This is a genomic window from Arthrobacter sp. 10L424 (assembly GCF_056395325.1).
The window spans coordinates 107,026-129,831 of record NZ_JBFTJH010000011.1; the positions used below are offsets into that span (position 1 = coordinate 107,026).

Genomic DNA, 22,806 nt, shown 5'->3' on the forward strand with positions numbered 1-22,806 from the left:
CTACTTCTTCTCGTCTTCGTCAACGATCTCGGCGTCGACGATGTCCTCATCGGTGCCGGCTGCCGGCTCACCGGCCGGTGCACCCTGGGCGCCGGTGGCGCCGTCCGGGGAACCTGCCTGGGCGTAGATGGCCTCGCCGAGCTTGCCCTGGGAAGCCTGGAGCTTCTCAAACGCGGTCTTCACGGCGGCGTCATCAGTGCCTTCGAGGGCTGCCTTGAGGGCGTCGACGTCGGCTTGGACCTCGGTCTTGACCTCTTCCGGCAGCTTGTCGGCGTTGTCGGCGATCAGCTTGTCCACGGAGTAGGCGAGCTGCTCGGCGGTGTTGCGGGTGTCGGCTGCCTCGCGGCGGGCCTTGTCCTCTGCTGCGTGCTCTTCGGCGTCCTTGACCATGCGGTCAATGTCTTCCTTGGAGAGGCTGGAACCGCCCGTGATGGTCATGGACTGTTCCTTGCCGGTGCCCTTGTCCTTCGCGGACACGTGGACAATGCCGTTGGCGTCGATATCGAAGGTGACCTCGACCTGGGGGACGCCGCGCGGGGCCGGAGCGATACCGGTCAGTTCGAACGTGCCCAGCGGCTTGTTGTCGCGGGTGAACTCGCGCTCGCCCTGGAAGACCTGGATGGCCACGGACGGCTGGTTGTCATCCGCCGTCGTGAAGGTCTCGGAGCGCTTGGTCGGGATGGCCGTGTTGCGCTCGATCAGGTGCGTCATGATGCCGCCCTTGGTTTCGATGCCGAGGGAGAGCGGGGTGACGTCGATCAGGAGGACGTCCTTGCGCTCACCCTTCAGGACACCGGCCTGCAGAGCGGCGCCGACGGCGACAACCTCATCCGGGTTCACGCCCTTGTTCGGTTCCTTGCCGCCAGCGAGTTCCTTGACCAGGTCGTAGACGGCCGGCATACGCGTGGACCCGCCGACGAGCACGATGTGGTCGATCTGGGACAGCTGGATGCCGGCTTCCTTGATGACGTCGTGGAACGGCTTCTTGGTGCGCTCGAGCAGGTCCTTGGTGAGGTCCTGGAACTTGGCGCGGGTCAGCTGCTCGTCCAGGTGCACCGGGCCGTCGGGGGTGACGGAGAGGTACTGGAGCGAGACGTTGGTGCTGGTGGAGGAGGAGAGTTCCTTCTTGGCCTGCTCTGCCGCCTCACGCAGGCGCTGCAGGGCGATCTTGTCCTTGGACAGGTCGATGCCCTTGACCTTGAGCTGGTTCAGCAGGTAGTCGACGACGCGCTGGTCCCAGTCGTCGCCGCCGAGGCGGTTGTCGCCGGCGGTGGAGCGGACCTGGATGGTGGAGAAGTTGTCTTCGTCCTTGCCCACTTCGAGGAGGGAGACGTCGAAGGTTCCGCCGCCGAGGTCGAAGACGAGGATGAGTTCATCTTCCTTGCCCTTGTCCAGGCCGTAGGCCAGTGCGGCCGCGGTGGGCTCGTTGACGATGCGCAGGACCTTGAGGCCCGCAATTTCGCCGGCCTCCTTGGTGGCCTGGCGCTCGGCGTCGTTGAAGTACGCGGGAACGGTGATCACGGCGTCCGTGACCTTTTCACCGAGGTAGGACTCGGCGTCGTTCTTGAGCTTCATGAGGATACGGGCGGAGATCTCCTGCGCCGTGTACTTCTTGTCGTCAATGGCGACGGACCAGTCGGTGCCCATGTGGCGCTTGACGGAAGCAATGGTGCGGTCAATGTTGTTGACGGCCTGGCGCTTGGCGATCTCGCCGACCAGCACTTCGCCGGACTTGGAGAACGCAACAACCGACGGCGTGGTGCGGCCACCCTCGGCGTTGGCAATGACGGTGGGCTCGCCACCTTCGAGAACGGAGACGACGGAGTTGGTTGTTCCGAGGTCAATACCTACTGCACGTGACATGTGTTGCTTCCTTCTTTCCTTGGAAACTTGCTGAGATGGCTGCGGACCGCAGCGGTTATAGCTCGCCGGATCCGACCGTTATTGAGCGATCTGCACTCAACTTTACTCAGGGGCGTTTCAAAGTCAATTCAAAGTTGAGTGACCTACGCTCAACTTCACTTTTTTGGCGCTGCGGAGCGTTTCTTCAGCGGCTGGGAATTCCCGGAATTCCGGGCATGGTTGTGCAGCCGCGGCGCTGACGCCCCGCTGTTCGCTGTGCGCGAAGTCCGCCGCCTGGATGTCCTCCTAGCGTTCGCCGCGGCCCTCTTCGCCGGCAGATTCGTCCCTCGCGGGCGCCTCGTCGGCGGCGCGGCGGGCCGGCCGGCCACTGGCGGCGCCGGCTGCTCCATAATCACCTTCGGGATACTCCCCCTCTTCGACGGCGGCCGATGCTGCGCCGGTGCCACCCGCCGTCCCGTAGTCACCCTCGGGGTAGTCGCCCTCTTCGGTGCCGACGGCGGTGGCGCCGGCGACGCCCGCCGAGCCGTAGTCGCCGGTGGGGTATTCGCCCTCGGCGGCCTCGGGCGGATTCTCCCCGGCAGTGCCCGCGGTGCCATAGTCTCCCTCGACGTACTGGCCCTCGGCGGCCTCTGCTTCGGGCTCTGCTGCCTTGCGGTCAAACTCACTGTTTTCGGACATGGTTGGATCCCTCCTGGAAGCTTCAGCGCGCCCAGGCAGGCGCAGGGGCAGTCTATCGAGCGCCGCCGGGAGACAACAGGGGGATCAGGGAAACGGAGAGACCCCGCCCCGGCGGCGGCCCGGCCGTGGGTCGACTTAACAGTTATTCCGGCTGAGCGGCCCGCCCGCCGGACTGGCCCGCCGAGGGCCCAAGTCCCGCGAGATCCGCCAGCACGGCCAGATGGTGGGCGAAGAGCTCATCCGGGGCGGCAAACGTATCCGCGCCGTACTGGCCGAAGACCTCGAAGCTGATGGCGCCGAAGAGTGAGGTCCAGACGAGCGCACCCCGCGCCATCAGGCTGTCCGGCACGGCGAGTCCCATCCCGGCCCGGATGCTCTCCAAGTCGGCCGCCAGCGGCGCGGTGACGGCAGCCGGACCGCCAGGCATCGTCAGCCGTCCGGCGCGGTAAGCGCCGTCGAGGAGTGCCATCAGCGCATATATGACCCGCGTACCCGGGCCGGTGGTCCGCTCGGCCGGCGCTCGATAGCCGGGCACGGGACTGCCGAAGAGGAGCCCGTAGCGGGCCGGTTCGCGCAGGGCCCAGCGCCGCACCGCGGAGCCCAGCGCACTGAACCGTCCGGCGAAATCGCCCACCGGAAGGACGGCCACGGCGGCTTCCACTTCGTCCCCGAGCTCGTTGTACGCATCGACCAGCAGCAGGGTCAGCAGCTCTTCGCGATTCTCCACATAGCGGTAGACCGCCGAGGAGACGACGCCGAGATCCCTCGCCACGGCGCGCAGCGACAGAGCGGCAGCCCCGTGCAGCGCCAAATGTTCCCGGCCGAGGCGGACAATGTCCTCAATGGTCCGGACCCGGGCCCGCTCGCGGGGCGTGAGTGGCTTCTGGGGCGGGGAGCTGGCGGTCTGTGGCACGGCTCCAGCATTTCACAAATCAGAGCAGTGTCAACAAATGTGAGCACCGCTCTTGACATCCCGGAAGGATGGACGCATTCTGTATCCAGAGAGCACTGCTCTCAAAATCGGTGAGGCCAGGCTGCAGGGCAACCCCGCCCGGACGGCAACAACCGAACCCAACCCAGCGAAAGGAAACCAACGTGTCCCAGCCCAAATCCCCGGAGTCCCCGGCCCGGGCATTCTTTGTAGTTACCGGAGCCGGGCCCGTCGGCTGGACAGTTGCCGAGCAGCTTGCTGCCGCAGGCCACCGGGTCCGCGTGCTCACCCGTTCCGGCAACGGCCCGGACCACCTGCTCATCGAGAAGAAGGCAGCGGACGTGTCCGACGCGGCGCAGCTTGGCGGGTTGTTCAGCGGCGCCACAGCCGTGTTCCACTGCATCCACGGCTCCAAGTACGACGCGAAGGTCTGGGCGGCGGAACTTCCGGGCGCCGAGCAGGCCGTGCTGGCCGCGGCAGGCGAGGCGGGCGCCGTCGTCGTCTTCCCGGAGAGCCTGTACTCCTACAGCGAACCTGACCGGCCGATGACCGAGGAGGGGCCGCGCGAGGCGCAGGGCGGCAAGCGGGGCGTCCGCACCGCGCTGCTGAAGGCCCGGGCTGCCTCCGCGACCGACACCGTGAGCGTCGTGGCGGGTGATTTCTTCGGCCCCAGGGTCCGCATGTCGCACGCCGGCGAGCGTATGGTCCGTCCCGTCGCGGCCGGCAAGCCAATGCAGGTGGTCGGCCGGGCGGACCAGCCGCATTCGTTCACGTACGTCCCCGACCTCGCTGCCGCCATGATCGCCGCGGCGGACAAGCCGAACACATGGAACCGGGTGTGGCATGCGCCCACCGGACCTGCGCTGACCCAGCGCGAGCTTGCGGGGGCCTTCGCCAGCGCAGCCGGCGCCCGCGCCCCGCGCGTCACGGCGATCCCCGGATGGGCGCTGAAGGCGATGACGGTGTTCTCCCCTGACATGCGGGAAATCGCCGAGACGCTGTACCAGTTCGAGCGCCCGTTCGTGATGGATTCGACTGCGAGCCAGGCCGCCCTCGGCGTGGCGCCCACCCCGCTGACGGAAGCAGCCGCCGCCACGGTCGCCTGGTGGGGAGACCAGGAACGGTGACGACGGCTGCGGTCTAAGTCCCGACGAGCGGGGTTTTGGCCATCGGGGTTCCGCTTAGCGGCTTCCCGCCTCCGCGGGCGCGGGCTCCGGGACGGCGGGCAGGGCGCTTGCGGCGGCATCCGCCTCGGGGCGTCCCATCCTGCTGGGCCACCAGATCCGCGGGCCGATGTCGTAGGCCAGGGCCGGCACCAGCAAGGAGCGGACCAGCACGGTGTCCAGCAGCACCCCGAAGGCCACGATGAAGGCCAGCTGCACCAGGAACATGATGGGGATGACGCCCAGGGCCGCGAAGGTGGCCGCGAGCACCACGCCGGCGGAGGTGATCACACCGCCCGTGACGCCGAGGCCGCGCAGGATCCCGGCCCGGGTGCCGTGCTTAAGAGATTCCTCCCGGACCCGGCTCATCAGGAAGATGTTGTAGTCCACGCCGAGTGCGACGAGGAACACGAACCCGAACAGCGGAACCGTGGCGTCGGCACCCGGGAATCCGAAGACGTTGTTGAACACGAAGGCGGAGACACCCATTGCGGCGCCGTAGGACAGGACCACCGAGGCGACCAGCAGGACCGGCGCCAGCACCGAGCGCAGCAGCAGCATCAGGATCACGAGGATGACGGAGAGGACCACCGGGATGATGGTGACAAGGTCCCGCTGGGCGGTGGTGTTTGTGTCCAGGGCCGTCGCGGTCACTCCGCCGACCAGCGCGCCGCCGTCGATCTCCTTGAGTTCCCGGCGGAGGTCCACAACGACGTTTTCGGCCTCGGTGGAATCCGCGGCGAAATTCAGCGTCGCGTTGATCAGGACCTTCCCGTCCCGCACTGCGGGAGCCGCGGGGGCGGGAGCGCCTGGGGCAGCCGGCGCTCCCGCGATGACGGGCGCGCCGCCGTCGGCCAGCAGGTAGGCGTCCCCGACGCCGCCAGTCGCCCTGGTCTTCGCCAGGACTTCCTGGGCCCTGGCCTCGTCCGCGACGATCACGGCTGGACTGCCGGAGCCGGCGTCGAAGTGCCGCGCCAGCGCGTCCTGGCCGTCGACGGCGTTCGAAGCGGTAAGGATGACGTCGGTCTGCGGGACGCCGTTGGCCTTGAGCTGCAGGACGCCGGCGGAAGCCACCAGGAGCAGCAGCACGGAGGCGATCCAGACGGTCCGGGGCCGGCGGGAAACGAGGGAACCGGTGGCCCGCCACAGGCCCTTCTGCCCCTCGAGGCCGGTGACGAGTTCAGGCTCGCGCTCGGTCTCCGGGAGCAGCTTGGGGCGGAAGGGCCAGAACGCGGCGCGGCCCAGCAGCGCCATCAGCGCCGGCAGCAGGGTCAGGGCGGCGAAGAGCGAGCAGAGGATGCCCGCGGCCGCCACGGGGCCGAGGGCCTTGTTGGAGTTGAGGTCGGAGAACAGCAGGCAGAGCAGGGCGATGATGACGGTGGCCCCGGAGGCGGCGATGGGTTCCCACGAGTTTTTCCATGCGGTGAGCGCGGCGGCCGTGCGGTTGGTGGTGTGCGTCAGGGCCTCACGGAAGCGCGCCACGTAGAGCAGCGCGTAGTCCGTGGCGGCGCCGATCACCAGGATGGACAGGATGCCCTGGCTCTGGCCGTTGAGCTGGATCCACCCCAGTTTGGCCATGCCGAAGACCAGCAGGATGGCGGCGCAGAGAGCGAAGACCGAGGTGAACAAGACGGCGATCGGCAGCAGCAGCGAGCGGTAGACGATCAGCAGGATCAGGAACACCGCACCGAGGGCAACGAGCAGCAGGATGCCGTCGATGCCCGCGAAGGCGCTGACGAGGTCCGCGGTGAGCCCGGCCGGGCCGGTCACAAAGGTCTGCATTCCTTCCGGAGCAGATTCCTGCACTACCGCGCGGAGTTCCTTGACCACTTCCTTGACTTCACCGGCCGCATCGATCGGGACCACAAACTGCACGGCCTTGGCATCCTCTGACGGGATAGGACCGACGACGGTACTACCGGCACCGACGGCCTCCAGCTTGCCCTTAAGTGCTGCCGCCTCGCCGAGCTGCGCCGGCGTGAAGGCGGAGCCGCTTTCGATGACAATGACGGCGGGAATCTCGTTGGAGTCCCGGAACTTGGCCTGCCAGTCCTGGGCCGCGGTTGCCTCGGCCCCCGCGGGCAGGAAGGAAGCCTGGTCGTTCGAGGAGACCTCGTCCAGCCGGCCGAAGGTGGGCCCGCCGATCCCGGCGATGGCCAGCCAGGTGAAGACGAGCAGGACCGGAACCAGCCAGCGCAGCCAGAAGGGGACACGGGCACTGTGCAGTGGGGTCTTTTTCATGGGTCCTTCAGGTGCATTCCTAGGAGGAGTAGAATTGACTCAATCATAGACTATCTCCACCATAGAGATAACTGGGGGCTAACCAAGAATCCGGGAATCATCTCGGGACCGGTGCGGGTCCGATGCGTCGGCCTGCTGAAGTAAACTCCGGAGGGCGCCACCAACTGCGGAACAGGCGTCACCGGCGACAGGAAGAGGGAGGTGCACCGTGACAGTTGATTCCTCGGGGCGCCCCGAATCCTCCGGTCCGCCGCCGCTGGTCAGGCTGCTGCAGGAGTTCAGCCTCGAGGCCAACCGCTACGTGGATTCCGCCGGGGGCCGCAATGACATGCACCGGACCGACCTCAATGCCCTGGCCGTGATCATGCAGCACACCGCGAAGAACCAGATCGTCACTCCGGGAGTGCTCCGCAAGGAACTCCACCTCAGCTCACCCGCCACGACCGCGTTAGTGGACCGGCTCTACAACTCCGGCCACGTGGTCCGCGAACGGCAGGGCACGGACCGCCGCCAGGTCCAGCTCCGGATGACCCCCAAGGCCTACCGCGACGGAAGCGCCATGTTCATGCCGCTGGCCCGCCAGATGGACGCGGCGATGGCCCAGTTCACCGCCGAGGAGCTGGAAATCGCCACCCGGTTCATGACCTCGATGATTGACGCGACGGTCAGGGCCGGGCAGGAGGCGGCGCAGCGGACGGCACCGGCTCCAGCCGACCCGCACTAGTTGCCGCTTCCGCGCGTCCCGTCGGCAGCGTTCGCAAGCCGGGCAGCCGCCGGCGCGGCGCTCCCGCCACACCCGCCCGGCGGGCAGGGCGTGCCGCCCACAACGCCCCCGCCGCCAGTCCCACGGGGACCAGGAGCGCCCAGCCGCTGAACAGCAGCACGGCCAGCATGACAACAGCGGCCACAATGACGCCGTACCAGGCCGGCGTCCGGGCGGGCAGCAACCGGATCCCGGCAATCAGGCCGAACGCCGTCACTGCGGTGAAGCACGCCGACGCCGCCCCGATCTGGAACTGCATGTTGCTCAGCCCGCCCGCGGCCGCACCGAAGGACAGGAGCGTCATCACGGCGAGCAGTCCCAGGCTGGCCGTGGGAACCTGGCCCGGACCGGCGCCCCGCACGAGGGCCCGCGGCAGCACGCCGTCGGACGCCAGGCTCGCACCCAGCCGGCTGGCTCCCGCAACGAAGGTGTTGATGGGGCCGAAGGTCAGCACCGCGGCGGCGACGGCGGTCAGCGGGGCGGCGAGTCCGCCCAGCCCCTTTTCAAGCAGCTGCGCGATCGGCACGTCGCTGCCGGGGAGGGCCGGGCCCAGCACGGCGACCGAGGCGGCCACGACGCCGATGTACACCACGCCGACCACCACCAGGGTGAGCCATGTGGCCCGCTTGAGGTCCCGTTCCGGGTTGCGGAATTCACCGGCGAGATGCGTAACGGCCTCCCAGCCGGCGAAGCAGAAGAAGAGCAGGCTGGCCACCCCGCCCACAGCCCAGTAGCCGTGCGGCGCGAACGGCTCGAAGTTCCCGGCCCGGGCGAACGGGGCGGCAAGGGCGACCGCCAGCGCCAGCAGGCCGACCAGGAGCACCATCAGCACCAGCTGGATGCCGCTGGACATCCGGATCCCGACGGCGTTGCTCGCGAACGCGGCGGCCAGCAGCAGCGCCGCCGCCACCAGCGCCGTCCCGCGGCCGCCGCCCAGGGCGTGGGCGATGTAGTTGCCGCCGATGACGGCCGTCGCGGGAGCGCCGAACGGGATGGCGAAGTAGAAGAGGTAGCCGGCCACAGCTGAGGCCCGGCGCCCGTAGGCGCGCGTTACAAAGTGGGCGATTCCGCCGGCGTCGGGCTGCTGCCGGCTCATCTCCGCAAAACTGAAGGCCACGGGCGTGCAGAACACGAGCAGCAGGGTCCAGGCCAGGAGCGACGCCGGCCCGGCTTCCTTGGCCGCGATCGCCGGGAGGACCAGGATGCCCGAGCCCAGGATCGCCCCGACATAGATCCCGGTGGCCCGGAACAGGCCGAATCCTGCCTGCTTGCTGCTGTTGATGTTCACTCCTCTAATCATCCGCGGAACGGCCCCGGGCAGAAGCGGCAAAACGGACGGGCACGCGCGAATTCCTGCCGTCTTCCCGGCCGCTTCCCCCCGGCTTTCACGGATTTGTCGGCGCGGGGCGGTAGCGTTTCATTATGAGTGCGCAGCAGCCTGAAGATGTGTACAGCCACGGCCACCACGAGTCGGTGGTCCGCGCCCACGCCTCACGGACGGCGGAGAACTCCGCGGCGTTTGTGATCCCGTACCTGGCTCCGGGGGTGTCGGTGCTCGACGTCGGCTGCGGGCCCGGCAGCATCACCTGCGATTTCGCCGGGCTCGTCTCCCCCGGGAAAGTCACCGGGCTGGACCGCTCGCCGGAGGTGATCAGCCAGGCTGCTGCCCTAGCGGCCGGGCGCGGCGTGCAGAACGTCGAGTTCGTCGCCGGCAATATCTACGACCTCGACTTCGAGTATGAAACGTTCGACGTCGTGCATGCGCACCAGGTGCTGCAGCACCTCACGGACCCGGTCGCTGCCCTGCGCGAAATGCGCCGCGTCGCCAAACCCGGCGGGATCGTGGCGGTGCGCGACGCCGATTTCCACGGCATGAGCTGGTTCCCGGCCGTCCCCGAGCTGGATGAGTGGATGGAGCTGTACCAGCGGATCGCCCGCCGCAACGGCGCCGAGCCCGACGCCGGCCGCCGCCTCGTTTCTTGGGCGCAGTCCGCCGGGTTCACCGACGTCGCGCCGTCCAGCAGCAACTGGCTCTACGCCACCGGCCAGCAGCGCCGCTGGCAGGCACGGGTGTGGGGCGAGCGGGTGCTGCATTCGGCCTTCGCGGACCAGGCGCTCGAGTACGGCTTTGCCAACGCCGCCGACCTGGCAAGGATTTCGGCCGGCTGGCACCGCTGGGGCTCCACGGACGACGGCTGGTTCCTGATCCCCAACGGCGAGGTGATCGCCCGGGCGTGAGTTGCGGCCGTCCACGCCAGCCATTCCCCGCCGGCGGATCTGCCGCTAGGGTGCACTCAGACACCCTGTGACAAGGAGGAAGCATGCGCAACGTAACGGCCGGGCTGTTCAGTTCCGTGGACGGCGTGGTGGAAGACCCGTTCCTTTGGCAATTCGACAGCTTCGATGAGGAACTGGGCGCGGGGATGAACGAGATGATGGGCCGGATCGATACCGGGCTCCTTGGCCGCGTCGGGTACCAGCAATGGGCGGAGTACTGGCCGAACGGAGATGCCGACGCCGACTTCGGCGGGTTCATCAACCCGCTGCCGAAGTATGTAGCGTCCCGTACGCTGACCGGCGATCTGGCGTGGCAGAACTCGCAACTGATCGCGGGGCCGCTGGAGGATTTCGTCGCGGGGCTGAAGGACGGCGACGGCGGCGACATCGGCGTCTTCAGCAGCATCTCATTGGTCCGCCAGCTGTTCTTCGCCGGGCTCTTGGACAGCCTGATGCTGATCGTCCATCCTGTTGTGGCCGGCAGTGGCCGGCGGCTCTTCAACGACGGCGATCCCCTGACCCGGCTTGAGCTGCAGTCATCCCAGCAGACCAGCAAGGGCAACATGATTCTGAGCTACGGCCTGCGCGGCAGCTGAGGGATAGCCAGGCTTCCGGCGACCTCCCGGCTGCCGGCAGCACACGGCGTGTGACGGCGTTGTGAAGCTGCGACCGGGCGGGTCCGTCCGCGGCCGTAAACTGGCTCCGTGCAACCCTCCCTTTGGCTGGCCCTGGCGGGCGCCGGCGTCCTGATCAGCTTCACGCCCGGCGCGGGCGCCATCAACACCATGAGCAACTCGCTGAACTCCGGCTTCCGGCGTTCCATCTGGGGAATCCTCGGGCAGCAGGCCGCACTGATCGTGCACGTCGTGATCGTGGCCCTGGGCGTCGGAGTCCTGGTGGCCAGCTCGCCGGTCGCGTTCAACGTGATCCGCTACGCCGGCGCCGCCTACTTGGTGTATCTGGGCATCCAGCAGTTCCGGCATAAGCCCGATCTGGACCAGGAGAAGGCCGCAGCACTGCGCAACGAGCCGGCCGCCTCCATGTTCCGCCGCGGCCTGTGGGTCAACCTGCTGAACCCCAAGGCGATCGTGTTCTTCTTGGCGTTCATGCCGCAGTTCATCCGCCCCGGCGATCCGCTCCTGCCGCAGTACCTGGTCCTGGCCGCCACCGTGATCGTGATCGACATCCTCGTCATGTGGTTCTTCTTCGCCGCAGCGGCCAAGACCTTCCAGCGCTTCACCCACGATGCCCGCGGCCAGCGGATCCTCAACCGGACGTTCGGTGTCCTGTTCATGGCGGTCGGCGTCATGCTGGCCCTGATCCACTGACGGACCCGCCGCCCCAACGGCATACGGCAGGCAGGGTCCCGGCGGGCCCCGGACGGCACATGACAGCCTGGAATACAAGTGTGACAAACTTTGTAATACGCGCGGCCCGGAAACTAGCCAAGCGGACCCGCATGATTCATGCTTGCTCTATGACCTCAATGTCGAGCCAGTACCGGATCATCGCGGTCTGCACCGGAAACATCTGCCGGTCCCCGATGGCCGAACTGATGCTCGCGGAGGCCCTCGCCGCCGAGGGACTGGCCGGCGCCGTCGTGGATTCGGCAGGAATCACGGCGTATGAGGTGGGCCGGCCGATCGACCCCCGCGCCGCCCGCAAGCTCACCGCCCACAGCATCCCCTCGGACCGTCATGTAGCGCGTGAATGGCAGGCGGAATGGTTCCGGAGCCGCGATCTCATCCTGGCCCTGGACGTGGACCACTTCGGCTGGCTGCAGCAGGCGGCGCCGGACCGCGAGTCTCTGGCAAAAGTCAGGATGCTGCGCAGCTTCGATCCGGCCGTCGCGGGCAAGGACCCCCTCGACCAGGGCATCGAAGACCCCTGGTACGGCGGCCACGCGGACTTCGACCTCACCTGGAACCTGATCCACGCCGCGCTCCCCGGGATCGTGGCGCACGTCCGGACAGAGCTCGCACTGCGGCACCACCCGCACCAGCAGGGTACCGGCAGTGATCAACCCAATGCACAGCAGCCGGTACGCTCTATTTCATGAGTCCCGCACCCGTCATTATCGCCATCGACGGACGCTCCGGCGCAGGCAAGACCACCCTGGCGATCGAACTGGCGGCCCGGCTCCGCGAGCACCATAAAGTGTCCCTCTTCCACCTCGAGGACATCTACCCCGGCTGGAACGGGCTCGCGGCCGGCATTGAGCGCTACGCCTCGACCGTCCTGGCCCCGCTGCACCGCGGCGAGCCGGCCGAGTGGGTCAGCTGGGACTGGACCGCGCACTACGACGGCGCCACCCGCACCACCCTGCCCGCCGAGATCGTCCTGGTGGAGGGCGTGGGGGCCGCCGCGGAGGCAGCCCGCCCCTACCTGGCCGCGGTGATCTGGGCCGATTCACCCGAACAGGACCGGCGCAGCAGGGCCCTCGCCCGGGACGGCGAAAGCTACGAACCTTTCTGGGACGAGTGGGCCGCGCAGGAACAGGAGTGGCTGGCCCGGGACGACGTTCCCGCCCATGCCGACGTTCTGGTGCACAATCTTGCCGACGGCGAAGCCCCGGCGGAAGTGCTGCAGGCGCTCCAGTACCTGCCGGCGCTTTCTCCGGCGCTGGTCCCTGAGCTTGCCGCCCGCCGGGGCCTCGAGCTCCGCGCCGAACGGATCGACGCCGCCCCGGACCCCGCCGGGCTGTTCGAGTCCCTCTTCGGCCACTCGGCCAACGCCGTCTGGCTCGATTCCTCCCTGGCACCGGAGGGCAACGCCGCGGCGGAACGGTGCCGCTTCAGCATCCTCGCGGACGACGGCGGCCCCTTCGGCCAGTCGGTCCGGCACAGTTCGGGCAGCACCCAGGTGAGCATCGGCAACGCCAGCGTCCGGACCGAGGGCCCCTTCTTCCGCTGGCTCGACGGCGTCTGGGGCCGCCGCGCCCTCCGCGGCCCAGCGGGCTACCCCTGCGAGTTCACCCTGGGCTGGCTCGGCTACCTCGGCTACGAACTCAAACGTGAGACCGGCGGCAGTGATGTGACGGCCGAATCCCCCGACGCCTGCCTGCTGTTCGCCGGCCGCGCCGTCGTGCTGGACCATCTGGAGCGCACCGTCTGGCTGCTCACCCTGGACACCGCGGACGCCGGGGACTGGCTCGAAACGGCACGCTCCGCCACCGCGGCGGCGCACGGGTACGCGGCAGCACCCGGCGACGGCGACGGCGCCAGCGGCGTCGGCGTCGGCGCTGCTGTCCCCGGCCACGCCCCGCTGGACTTCACGGCACGGGACTCGGAAGTGGCCTACAAGTCGAAAATCACCGAGGCCCAATACGAGATCGCCGAGGGCAACACGTACGAGGTCTGCCTGACCACCGCGCTGACGGCAAGACTTCCCGGCGAAGCGCTGGACCCGTGGCAGGCCTATCTGGCGTTGCGCCGCCGGAACCCGGCCCCGTTCGCCAGTTTCCTGCGCTTCGGGGACCTCACCGTGGCGAGCACCTCGCCCGAGCGTTTCCTGCGGATCGCGGCCGACGGCGGGATGCGCGCCGAGCCGATCAAGGGCACCCGGCACCGGGACGCCGACCCCGCGCGGGACGCACTGCTGCGGCAGGAGCTCGAGTCCTCCCCCAAGGACCGTGCCGAGAACATCATGATCGTGGACCTCCTGCGCAACGATCTCAGCCATTTCGCCGTGCCCGGCTCGGTGTCCGTCAGCCGGCTCTGCGCGATCGAAAGCTACGCCACGGTCCACCAGATGGTGAGCACCATCGACGCCCGGCTCAGGCCGGGGATGCCCCGGGCCGAGGCCGTCGCGGCGTGCTTCCCCGCAGGGTCCATGACCGGCGCCCCGAAGGTCAGCACCATGGCCATTCTCGACCGGCTCGAGGGCGCGCCCCGGGGCGTGTACTCCGGTGCGATCGGCTACTTTTCACTGAACGGCGCCACCGACCTGGCCGTCGCGATCCGGACCCTTGTGCTCAGCGGACGGGCCGGAGGCGGCTCCGGGCTCAGCCTCGGCGTCGGCGGTGCGATTACGGCGGATTCCTCGCCCCAGGAGGAGTACGAGGAGATCCGGACCAAGGCCTTCGGCGTCCTCTCGGCGCTCGGCGCGGAGTTCCCGCCGGGCTGACGACGGCGCCGCAGCACGGCTGACGCCTACTGCAGGGTGGCTGTCAGCCGGGCCACGTTGTCCACGTATTTGACCCGCATCGGCCGCTTCATCCAGTCATCAAGGGTGAGTTCGCGCGAAATGCCCCGGTAGGTGTCCTCCACGGCGCTGATCCGCCGCACGATGTCCTCGCCCAAGAGCATCACCGAGACCTCGAGGTTCAGCGAGAAGGAGCGCATGTCCATGTTGCTCGAGCCCAGCACGGCCACCTCGTTGTCGATGGTGAAGTGTTTGGCGTGCAGCACAAACGGTGCTTTGTACAGGTAGATCCGCACCCCGGCTTCCAGGAGCGCCTCGTAGTAGGACTGCTGGGCGTGGTGGACCAGGAACTGGTCGCCTTTTTCCGAAACGAAGAGTTCGACGTCGACGCCGCGCTGCGCCGCCGTCGTCACCGCGTACAGCAGCGAGTCGTCCGGGACGAAGTAGGGGCTGCAGATCGAGATCTTGTGCTGCGCCGAATAGATGAGCGTGTTGAAGAGCCGCAGGTTGTTTTCCGTGATGAAGCCGGGGCCGCTGGGCACCACCTGGGCCGTAATGTCGCCGGCGTGCAGTTCGGGCCGGTGCGCGAGCTGGTCCTCGAGCGACTCGTCGGTCTCGCTGAGCCAGTCGGTGGCGAAGACGACGTTGAGGGTGGTGACGATCGGCCCGCGCAGGCAGGCCATCAGCTCGACCCATTCGCGGCCGACCTTGCGGTGCCGCGGGTTGTTGTAGGAGGGCTCGATCAGGTTCTGCGAACCCGTGAAGGCCACCTCGCCGTCGATCACCATGATCTTGCGGTGGTTGCGCAGGTCCGGGCGGCGCCACTGCCCGTGCACGGGGCGCAGCGGCAGCATGGGCCGCCAGCGGATCTTGCTGGCCTTGAGCCTGGCGATCAGCTTGCTGTAGCCCTTGATGCGCAGGGTTCCCAGGTGGTCGAACAGGAGGCGGACCTCGACGCCGCGTTCGGCTGCCTCTTCCATCGCGGTCAACAGATCGTCAGTGACGTGGTCCGAGCTCAGAATGTAGAACTCGGCGTTGACGAAGGACTCCGCCTTCCGCACGGCGGCCGCCATCGTCTTGATCGAGTCCGGGTAGCCGGGCAGGAGCTCCACGTGGTTGCCGTCCACCATCGGCAGCGAGCCCAGGGTCTTGTTCAGCTCCGCCGCGGAGGACACCCATTCCGGGCCCTCGTAGCGGCTTTCCAGCATCGCCAGCTCGGACGTGCCGGCGCGGACCCGGGTGTTCACGGCGTCCTGCTGCGCCCTGCGTTTGCGGGAGAGCCGGAAGTTGCCGAAGAGCAGGAACAGGACCAGGCCGACGGCCGGGACGAAGAAGATGATCAGCAGCCAGGCCATGGCAGTGGTCGGACGGCGGTTTCCCGGGATGATACCGAGGGCCAGCACCCGGATGGCGAGGTCCACCACGGTCAGGATCAGGATCACCCAGGACGGGAGTGAACCCGCCAGCGAAAACGGCCACAGCACAGGCGTACCCCTCAGGTTCCAGACCCGCGGAACAGTTCCGGAACGGGCAACGGTCAAATCCTATCCCGTTGCCCGCCGCACTAAGCTGAAGCCATGACTTCTCCTGCCGCCGCCCCCTCCCACGCCACGGTGCTGGTCTTCCTCGACGCCGCTTTCGAAGAGGGCCGGCTGGCCGATGCGTCCAAGCCGCAGCTGATGGCGACGGACCAGGGCGCCACCCGCGGCGACGGGGTTTTCGAGTCGCTGCTGGCCGTCGGCGGGCGGCCCCGCAAGCTCCAGGCGCATCTGGACCGGCTGGCCGGATCCGCGCGGCTGCTGGACCTGGACATCCCCGCGGAGGAAGCCTGGCGCCGCGCCATCGCGACGGCGATCAGCGAATACCGCAGCCAGCACCTGCCGGGGGCCGAGGCCGGCACCGACGACGAACTCGTGGTCAAGCTGCTCGTCACCCGCGGAGTCGAAGCCGCGGCCGCATCCACCTGCTGGGTCCAGGCGTCCGCCCCCGGCCCTGCCGGGCGGCGGCAGCGCGAGACCGGCGTCGATGTGATCCTGCTGGACCGCGGCTACGACAGCGAAGTCGGGGAACGTGCACCGTGGCTGCTCATGGGCGCGAAGACCCTCTCCTACGCCGTCAACATGGCCGCGCTTCGCTACGCCCACGCCCAGGGGGCGGACGACGTCATCTTCACCTCCTCGGACGGCCGGGTCCTGGAGGGCCCGACGTCGACCGTGCTGCTCGCGCACCTGGAGACCTCCGACGACGGCGCCGGCGGCGTCCGCACCGTCCGGCGCCTCATCACCCCCCAACTCGACAGCGGAATCCTGCCCGGCACCTCGCAGGGCGCCTTGTTCACCGCGGCCAAGGCCGCCGGCTGGGAGCTGGGCTACGGCCCGCTGGAGCCCCACGACCTGTACGACGCCGACGCCGTCTGGCTGATCTCGAGCATCCGGCTGCTGGCGCCCGTCAACCACATTGACGGCAAGGAAATCGGCACCCCGGAGCTGCGCCGGCAGCTCACGGCAGAGCTCAACGCCCTCTACGCCACGATCGAGTAGCCCCGTTGCCGGTCCAGGACCCGGCTAGGACCACGCCTGGGGAACGAACCCGACCCGGCGGCCGGCTTTGCGTACCCGCCAGGACAAGGCATTGACCTCGTTCCGGACGCCCTCCGGGAACGGGCCCACGACGTCGAGGATCCGGCGGGGCATGGCCACGATTCGGCTGGCGGGGGCCAGCCCGGCCGCGCTAAGGGCCTGCCGGACCAGGCTGCGGACCGTATGGCTCGTCTCGGGCAGCAGCCTCCCCGGCCACGGCGCGCCGTCCGCCGGCCGGTTATCTCCGACGACGGCGCCTGTGCTTTCGTCCTGGAAGCCCTGAAGGAGCCGGTCCACGGTCCGCCGGGAAACACTCGCCTCCGGATCCACGAAAATGAGGACGTCTCCAGCGGAATGCTGGCTGCCGAGGTTCAGCGCCGCGGACCTACCCGACCGGGCCTGCCGAACGAGTTTGATCCGCGGGTCCGCGGCGGCCAGTGCCGCCATGAGTTCCGCTGTTGAGTCCGTGGAGCCGTCGTCGACGAGGACAAGTTCCCAGCGCTCGTAGCGGGTGAGCTGGATGGACCGGACGCACGCGGCGATGCTGGCCTCGGCGTTGCAGGCTGGGACAATGATGGACACGCTGGGCCATTGGTCCCACAGCGTGGCCCCCGCGCGGCGCGGATCAGACCAGGGCACTGACGCCCGCTCCGGCGGCTCCCGTAAAGGACGCCGGGTTGAAGGCCGGCAGCACGCAGCACGCCAGGACGGCGTCGAGCAGTTCCGGGGCACGCCAGCTGTTCGCGCCGAAACGGGCCTTCAGGTCAAGGACCACCGGGGTCCCGTCCGCGCGGCGGCGGACATCGACATCCGCCGGCCCTGTCAGTCCCAGCGAGCGCACTGCGGCCATGGCCACGTTGCCCACGTCCATGGCTTCGTCCGCGTCCACGCGCCGCATCGCGACCGCTTTGCCCACAGCGCCGCGGTCCAGTTCGGTCTTTTCCACGACGACGACGAACGGCTCGCATCCGTTGTGCGCCGGACTGCCGAAGACCATGGGTGCGTACCCCGCGCCGGGGATGAGCTCCTGGACAATCTGGCCCTCCGGCAGCCGGTGCCAGGGGAAGTCTGAGCTGCGGTCGATGACCAAGGCGGGGCGCTCCCCGCCGGACTGCCTGGGCCGGACGACGACGGGGCCGCCCAGCGCAGCCATCGCGGCGTCCGCATCGGCGAAGTCACTGGGGACGCCGAAGCGGGGAACGGGTATGCCCGCGGACTGCAGCTGCCAGGCGGTGAAGAGCCTGTCGTGGGCGACGGACACTGGCCCGGGTTCGCCGATGATGACGCGCACGCCAGTGCCGAAGGCGGCGCGGTACGCCGCGAGAAGGGGGAGTTCCGCGCTCACGGTCGGGATGACCAGGTTGATGCGCTCCCGGGTGACGAGGCGGCGGAGCGCCGAGACCATCTCCGGGTCGGTGGCCGCGGGCACCGGCACCACGGTGATGCCGGCACCGGTGGGAAGCTCGCGGATATCAGCGCCCAGGACGGGGATACCGCGGGATTTGAGTTGCCCGGCCAGGGCCCGGCCGGCCGAGCCGCCGGCACCGGTGAGCAGGACCCTGGGCTTCATGGCCGCCCCGTTCCCCGGTGCCGCCAGCCGGCCGGGCCGTATGCGGCGGCGTGGCTGCTTTCCTGCTGGCCACCACCAATGACGGTGGTGCGCGGAACGTGGATTGACATCATGTGAATGGCCCCCCGGCGAGTTTCGTGGCGCATGAGACTTTCTGGGCGCTGTGGGACGTGCCCCTTCAGTAAAAGCGGGGGTCGCCTGGAATACCCGAGTAGCGGCTACTCGGAGTTGGCGGGGGGCGGGCGCTGTCGCCCGGGCGCCGGGTACTTAGGTCCGGCGGCCGGTACTCGGTTCCGCCAGCTCCTCCGCGACGTCTGGCGCCACCCGGATATGGTTTTCGGCCAGCCACACCGGGTTGAAGGCCTTGCTCAGGTAGTTGCTGCCGGCGTCGGGGGCGATGGCCACCACCACCGAGCCGTGCGGCGCGGCGAGCGCCACCCGAAGGGCGGCCGCCACGGCGAGTCCGGAGGACGGTCCCAGTGACAGGCCCTCATCGTTCAGCAGCCGGTGCGCCGTCGTGTAGACCTCGTCGTTCGGGATGCGCAGGAAGCGGTCCACCGTGGAACGGTTGAAGGCTTTCGGCCAGTCGGCCTCCGGCCAGGTGTTCCCCACCCCGTCCACCAGGATCTGCCCCGCATGGCCGCCGCTGTAGACCGAGCCGAACGGATCGGCGCCGATCACCTCGACATGGCCTGCCGATTTTTCCTTGAGGTAGCGGCCGGTGCCGCTGATGGTGCCGCCGGTGCCAACCCCGGCGACAAAATGCGTGACCGCGCCGCCCGTCTGCTCCCAGATCTCCGGCGCCGTGGTGTCGTAGTGCGCTTGCGGGTTGGCGGGGTTGTCGAACTGCAGCGGACGCCAGGCCCCCGGTGTTTCCGCCGTGATCCGTGCCGCCACCGCGCGCGCGTTCTCCGGCGATCCGGACGGCGCGTCCCAGTCCGTAATCACCACCCGGGCACCGTAACGGTGCAGGGCGGCCAGCTTCTCGGCGGAAATCGAGTCACCCGTGACCACAACCACCGGATGGCCGGTCAGGGCCCCGATCAGGGCAAGCCCGATTCCGGTGTTCCCCGACGTGCTCTCCACGATCGTGGCGCCGGGCTGCAGCGCCCCGCTCCGCTCGGCTGCCCGGACCATACTCAGGGCCGTCCTGTCCTTGATCGATCCGCCCGGGTTTTCCGATTCGAGTTTGACGTAGACCGCGCTGGCCAGGCCCTTGGTGATCGTTCTCAGCCGCACCAGCGGGGTGCCGCCCACCTGGGCCAGGACGGCATCCGCGTCATTGGACAGCTTCTCCGCGACCGTGTGCTTCCCAGTCATGGCTTTCCCCCTCCCCTGTGGCACGTTCCGCGAGCGCGGAGTGCAGATCATCGCGCGCCGCGTCCAGCAGCGCGGACGCCGTCAGCCCGCCGGAGGCGCCGTGGGCCAGCACCCGCTCAAGGCGTGCCTGGATGGCGCCCGTCCCCGCCCCGAGCGGCCGCTCTCCGGTCCCGGCCGCCCCGGGACCCCCACCGGCGCGGGCACCGGCACCGGTAGCGGTAGCGTCGCCGGCCCGGGACAGCAGGTAGGCCGCCGTCAGCGCCTCGATGGTGAAGAGCTTCTCGGCGGCCTCGGCGGAGCGTTCGAGCTGCTGCAGGGCCAGCGGCGCCAGCGTGGAGTGGTCCTCGACGTCGGCGGACAGGGTGGGCGCCCCGAGCGTGGCCGGCGCCGCCAGGGTCTTCAGCTCGGCCAGCAGCCCGGCCGCCGAGTACCAGAGCAGGCCCGGGAGCTCCTCCCGCGCCAGGGCGGCGCCGTCCCCGGCAGCGGCGAGGTGTTGCTGCCGGATCCTGCGCTGCGGCGGATAGAGCTTGGCGATCCGGCGTTCGCTGCTGATCCCCAGGTGCGCCAGGCCCAGCCGGAGGGCTTCGAAGGCCAGGGCCAGCTGCATAGGCTGGAAGTTCCCGCCGGACACCATCCGGCCCGAGGCCAGGTCGGTCAGCGGGTTGTCGCCCTGTCCGTTGAGCTCCACTTCGAGGGCTTCCTCGAGGGCGCGGAGCTGCCAGCGGAAGGCGCCGTGGGTCTGCGGTGCGGCCCGGAACGACAGGGCATCCTGCACTGAGGCGTCCCGGCCGTCCTGCTCCAGCCAGCCGCCGCGGACCAGCCGGCGGACGTTCCCGGCGGAGACAGCCTGGCCGTCGACGGCCTTGGCCGCCTGCACGGCCGCGGAGAAGGGGCTGAGGTTCCCGCCGCCGTCGTACCGTGCGGTCGCTTCCAGCGAGAGCGCCAGCGCGGTGTCGGCCAGGTCCGCCAGGCGCAGGAGCCGTCCCAGCAGGAGCGCGCCCACGCCGATCGAGTAGGAGTTGGCGCTGACCAGGGCCAGAGCTTCCCCCGGCGCCAGGGCCAGGGGCTCCAGCCCGGCGGCGGCGAGTGCCTCCCCGCCGGGGACGGGTGGCCCGTCCGGAGAGAGGACTTGTCCCTCCCCGATGGCGACGGCGGCGACGGCGGCGAGCTGGGTCAGGTCCGAGGATCCCACGGAGCCGTCGCGCGGGATCGCGGGAAGCACACCGCGGTTGAACAGCCGGGCGTAGAAACGCGCCGTCTCCGGGCGCACCCCCGAGCCTCCGCGGCTGAAGCCGATCAGCCTGGCAAGGACCGTGGCGCGGGCTTCGGCGGCGTCCAGCAGCCCGCCGACGCCGCTGTCGTGGTAGCGGACCACCTGGATCTGGTAGGCGAGGATTGATTCCTCGGCCACTGCCGTGTCGCGGCCGGACCCCAGCAGCGTGTTGAGGCCGTAGACCTTGTGCCCGGACTCAATGGCCCGCTGGACCACCTCCCGGGAGCGGCCCAGCACTTCGAGGGCCTGTTCGCTCAGGACCACCCGCACGGAGGGGTCGGCGGCCGCCGCGGCGACCTCCCGGGCGTGCAGCCGGGCCGTGCCGATGAGGAAGGACGCTGCGGCGGCCGGCTGGTCGGTCATGGCGCTAGAAGTCCCGCAGGTTCCGGCGGAGGCCGCCGTCGCCGTAGCTGGTCCGTATCAGCCCCCGGCGGCGGAGCACGGGGGTCAGCCGGTCCAGGACGCCGTGGACCGTCGCGGGGTCCACGAACCCGGAGAAGAGGAACCCGTCGCCGCCCACCTGCGCCCCGGTCTCTTCGAGGTAGTCCGCGATCTCCTCGGCCGTGCCGATGATGCTGTCCCCCGCGCCGCCGCTGCGGGCCTGGAGGAGCTGGCGCAGCGTGGAACCCGGCGGCGCGGCCTTGGTGAAGTGGTCGAGGGTGCCCTGGTTGCTGTTGGTGTGCAGCTCCGGCAGCGGGGCGTCGAGGTCGAACTGCTTGAAGTCGATGACGGAGAGGTAGGAGATGGAGTTGAGCTGGCTGTCGATGTCCCGCTGCGTCAGGTCCCGGCGCCGGGCCCGCAGGTCCTCCGCCTCCGCCCGCGAGCCGACCACCGTGGGCTTGAGGACAAACAGCACCTTGACGTCATCCGGGTTCCGGCCGGCGGCGGCGGCCTCCGCCCGGATGGAGTCCCGGTAGGCCTTCATCCCGTCCGCTCCCCGGGCGAGCGCAATCGCGACGTCGGCGTTGCCCCCGGCGAAGGCCTTGCCCCGCGGGGAGGCCCCTGCCTGCACCAGCACGGGTTCCTCCGGCAATGGTGCCGTGTTCAGCGGCCCGCGGACCTTGAAGAACTCGCCGTCGTGGTGGATCGGGTGGACTTTGGTGTGGTCCGCGAAAATGCCCCCGCCTGCGTCCTCCCGGATCGCGTCCGGTTCCCAGCTGCGCCACAGCCGGCGGACCACATCCACGAATTCCTCGGCCTTCTCATAGCGCCGGTCGTGTTCGATCTGCTGATCCAGGCCGTAGTTCTGGGCAGCGAGGTCGCTGCCGGAGGTCACCACGTTCCAGCCCAGCTGTTCGTGCGAGAAGTGCTGCAGGGTGGCCAGCAGCCTCGCCGCCGTGAACGGCGGGTAGAAGGAGGCGCTGATCGTGGGCACGATGCCCAGGTGCCTCGTGGCGGAGAACAGGTACGGCACGAGGGCCAGCGGATCGTGTTTCGGCGCGAAGGACGCCTGCGCCAGGGAAACTTCCGCGCTGCCGCCGTAGGTGTCCGGGACGGTGAGGGAATCCTCGATGATGAAAAGGTCCAGGCAGGAACGTTCAAAGGCCCGGACCGCGTCCTGGTACAGCGCCGGCTTCTTCCAGTCATAGCCGATCCCGTAGCCGGGGGTTCCCCAGCCCTGGACGCCGAAGCCGTGGCCCACAAACCACCCAAAATGCAGCATGGGACCGACTGTAGGGGCATCCGAGGCGTTCACGGCCACCTGATTTCATCCGGCGTAAAGGGACTTCACCTCCCGTCATTATCCCCCCGGAACCGCCGGATGGGTCCCCGCACTCCGGCGGATTCCGTTACCTAACATGACGACGGCGGCGGTGCCGGCCGGCGTCGCGGGTGTTACGTTTTTGGTGAGTAATGAGAACCGGCGCCAAGCCCTGACTGGCCGGTCGGCAACCCTCCCTTTCGCGGCGGGGTGCCTCAGGTGAATACTCGGCATATCGACCAATTCGAGCTGCAAGCGTGAAAGAAGGAGATCCGTCGTGCCTGACGCGTCCGCCCCCGCTGT

19 protein-coding genes and 1 riboswitch are annotated in these 22,806 nt (G+C 69.1%); of the genes, 8 read left to right on the forward strand and 11 right to left on the reverse strand.

Annotated features, from left to right (window positions below; all coding sequences use genetic code 11):
- From dnaK to AC1DC5_RS16915, 3 genes are all read right to left on the reverse strand, one after another.
- Positions 1–1,863 (reverse strand): molecular chaperone DnaK, encoded by a 1,863-nt coding sequence (gene dnaK, locus AC1DC5_RS16905; protein ID WP_441406192.1) that lies wholly within the window; start codon positions 1,861–1,863, stop codon positions 1–3.
- 285 nt (positions 1,864–2,148) lie between these two features.
- Positions 2,149–2,541, reverse strand: a complete 393-nt coding sequence (locus AC1DC5_RS16910; protein ID WP_441406193.1) for a hypothetical protein — start codon at positions 2,539–2,541, stop codon at positions 2,149–2,151.
- A 142-nt stretch (positions 2,542–2,683) separates the two neighbouring features.
- Positions 2,684–3,454 carry a TetR/AcrR family transcriptional regulator gene (locus AC1DC5_RS16915; RefSeq protein ID WP_441406194.1) on the reverse strand — a complete coding sequence of 257 codons (771 nt, stop codon included), beginning with the start codon at positions 3,452–3,454 and terminating at the stop codon, positions 2,684–2,686.
- 182 nt (positions 3,455–3,636) lie between these two features.
- Here AC1DC5_RS16915 and AC1DC5_RS16920 point away from each other — a divergent pair, with 182 nt between their 5' ends.
- A complete protein-coding gene (locus tag AC1DC5_RS16920) occupies positions 3,637–4,599 on the forward strand; it encodes an NAD-dependent epimerase/dehydratase family protein (RefSeq protein ID WP_441406195.1) in 963 nt (320 codons plus the stop codon).
- 54 nt (positions 4,600–4,653) lie between these two features.
- Here the strand turns inward: AC1DC5_RS16920 and AC1DC5_RS16925 are convergent, their stop codons facing one another.
- Entirely contained in the window at positions 4,654–6,876 is a 2,223-nt protein-coding gene (locus tag AC1DC5_RS16925; protein ID WP_476865910.1) for an MMPL family transporter, read from the reverse strand.
- 208 nt (positions 6,877–7,084) lie between these two features.
- Here AC1DC5_RS16925 and AC1DC5_RS16930 point away from each other — a divergent pair, with 208 nt between their 5' ends.
- Entirely contained in the window at positions 7,085–7,600 is a 516-nt protein-coding gene (locus tag AC1DC5_RS16930; protein ID WP_476865911.1) for a MarR family winged helix-turn-helix transcriptional regulator, read from the forward strand.
- On the opposite strand, the gene AC1DC5_RS16935 is transcribed toward AC1DC5_RS16930, so the two are convergent.
- A complete protein-coding gene (locus AC1DC5_RS16935) occupies positions 7,542–8,927 on the reverse strand; it encodes an APC family permease (RefSeq protein ID WP_476865912.1) in 1,386 nt (461 codons plus the stop codon). The genes AC1DC5_RS16930 and AC1DC5_RS16935 overlap by 59 nt on opposite strands.
- A 134-nt stretch (positions 8,928–9,061) precedes the next feature.
- Here AC1DC5_RS16935 and AC1DC5_RS16940 point away from each other — a divergent pair, with 134 nt between their 5' ends.
- From AC1DC5_RS16940 to pabB, 5 genes are all read left to right on the forward strand, one after another.
- Positions 9,062–9,877 (forward strand): methyltransferase domain-containing protein, encoded by an 816-nt coding sequence (locus tag AC1DC5_RS16940; RefSeq protein ID WP_476865913.1) that lies wholly within the window; start codon positions 9,062–9,064, stop codon positions 9,875–9,877.
- Between the two features lie 83 nt (positions 9,878–9,960).
- Positions 9,961–10,512: a dihydrofolate reductase family protein gene (locus tag AC1DC5_RS16945; protein ID WP_476865914.1), complete on the forward strand. Its 552-nt coding sequence runs from the start codon at positions 9,961–9,963 to the stop codon at positions 10,510–10,512.
- 108 nt (positions 10,513–10,620) lie between these two features.
- Positions 10,621–11,244 carry a LysE family transporter gene (locus tag AC1DC5_RS16950; protein ID WP_476865915.1) on the forward strand — a complete coding sequence of 208 codons (624 nt, stop codon included), beginning with the start codon at positions 10,621–10,623 and terminating at the stop codon, positions 11,242–11,244.
- A 149-nt stretch (positions 11,245–11,393) separates the two neighbouring features.
- On the forward strand, positions 11,394–11,975 hold the full coding sequence (locus AC1DC5_RS16955; protein WP_441406202.1) for a low molecular weight protein-tyrosine-phosphatase: 582 nt from the start codon (positions 11,394–11,396) through the stop codon (positions 11,973–11,975).
- Entirely contained in the window at positions 11,972–14,041 is a 2,070-nt protein-coding gene (pabB, locus tag AC1DC5_RS16960) for an aminodeoxychorismate synthase component I (RefSeq protein ID WP_476865916.1), read from the forward strand. Before AC1DC5_RS16955 ends, pabB begins: the two co-directional genes overlap by 4 nt.
- A gap of 26 nt (positions 14,042–14,067) precedes the next feature.
- On the opposite strand, the gene cls is transcribed toward pabB, so the two are convergent.
- Positions 14,068–15,543, reverse strand: coding sequence for a cardiolipin synthase (gene cls, locus AC1DC5_RS16965; RefSeq protein ID WP_441406204.1), 1,476 nt, complete (start codon positions 15,541–15,543; stop codon positions 14,068–14,070).
- A gap of 93 nt (positions 15,544–15,636) precedes the next feature.
- Here cls and AC1DC5_RS16970 point away from each other — a divergent pair, with 93 nt between their 5' ends.
- Positions 15,637–16,599 carry an aminodeoxychorismate lyase gene (locus AC1DC5_RS16970; protein ID WP_476865917.1) on the forward strand — a complete coding sequence of 321 codons (963 nt, stop codon included), beginning with the start codon at positions 15,637–15,639 and terminating at the stop codon, positions 16,597–16,599.
- A gap of 24 nt (positions 16,600–16,623) precedes the next feature.
- On the opposite strand, the gene AC1DC5_RS16975 is transcribed toward AC1DC5_RS16970, so the two are convergent.
- The 5 genes from AC1DC5_RS16975 to AC1DC5_RS16995 form a co-directional block, all read right to left on the reverse strand.
- Positions 16,624–17,220, reverse strand: coding sequence for a glycosyltransferase family 2 protein (locus AC1DC5_RS16975; RefSeq protein ID WP_476865918.1), 597 nt, complete (start codon positions 17,218–17,220; stop codon positions 16,624–16,626).
- Positions 17,221–17,263: 43 nt separating this feature from the next.
- On the reverse strand, positions 17,264–18,208 hold the full coding sequence (locus AC1DC5_RS16980) for an ATP-grasp domain-containing protein (protein ID WP_441406207.1): 945 nt from the start codon (positions 18,206–18,208) through the stop codon (positions 17,264–17,266).
- A gap of 267 nt (positions 18,209–18,475) precedes the next feature.
- A complete protein-coding gene (locus AC1DC5_RS16985) occupies positions 18,476–19,528 on the reverse strand; it encodes a PLP-dependent cysteine synthase family protein (RefSeq protein ID WP_476865919.1) in 1,053 nt (350 codons plus the stop codon).
- Positions 19,488–21,164 (reverse strand): aromatic amino acid ammonia-lyase, encoded by a 1,677-nt coding sequence (locus tag AC1DC5_RS16990; protein ID WP_476865920.1) that lies wholly within the window; start codon positions 21,162–21,164, stop codon positions 19,488–19,490. Before AC1DC5_RS16990 ends, AC1DC5_RS16985 begins: the two co-directional genes overlap by 41 nt.
- Before the next feature lie 4 nt (positions 21,165–21,168).
- Entirely contained in the window at positions 21,169–22,464 is a 1,296-nt protein-coding gene (locus AC1DC5_RS16995) for an NtaA/DmoA family FMN-dependent monooxygenase (RefSeq protein WP_476865921.1), read from the reverse strand.
- A gap of 187 nt (positions 22,465–22,651) precedes the next feature.
- Positions 22,652–22,767: riboswitch (SAM riboswitch) on the forward strand.
- Positions 22,768–22,806 lie beyond the last annotated feature (39 nt).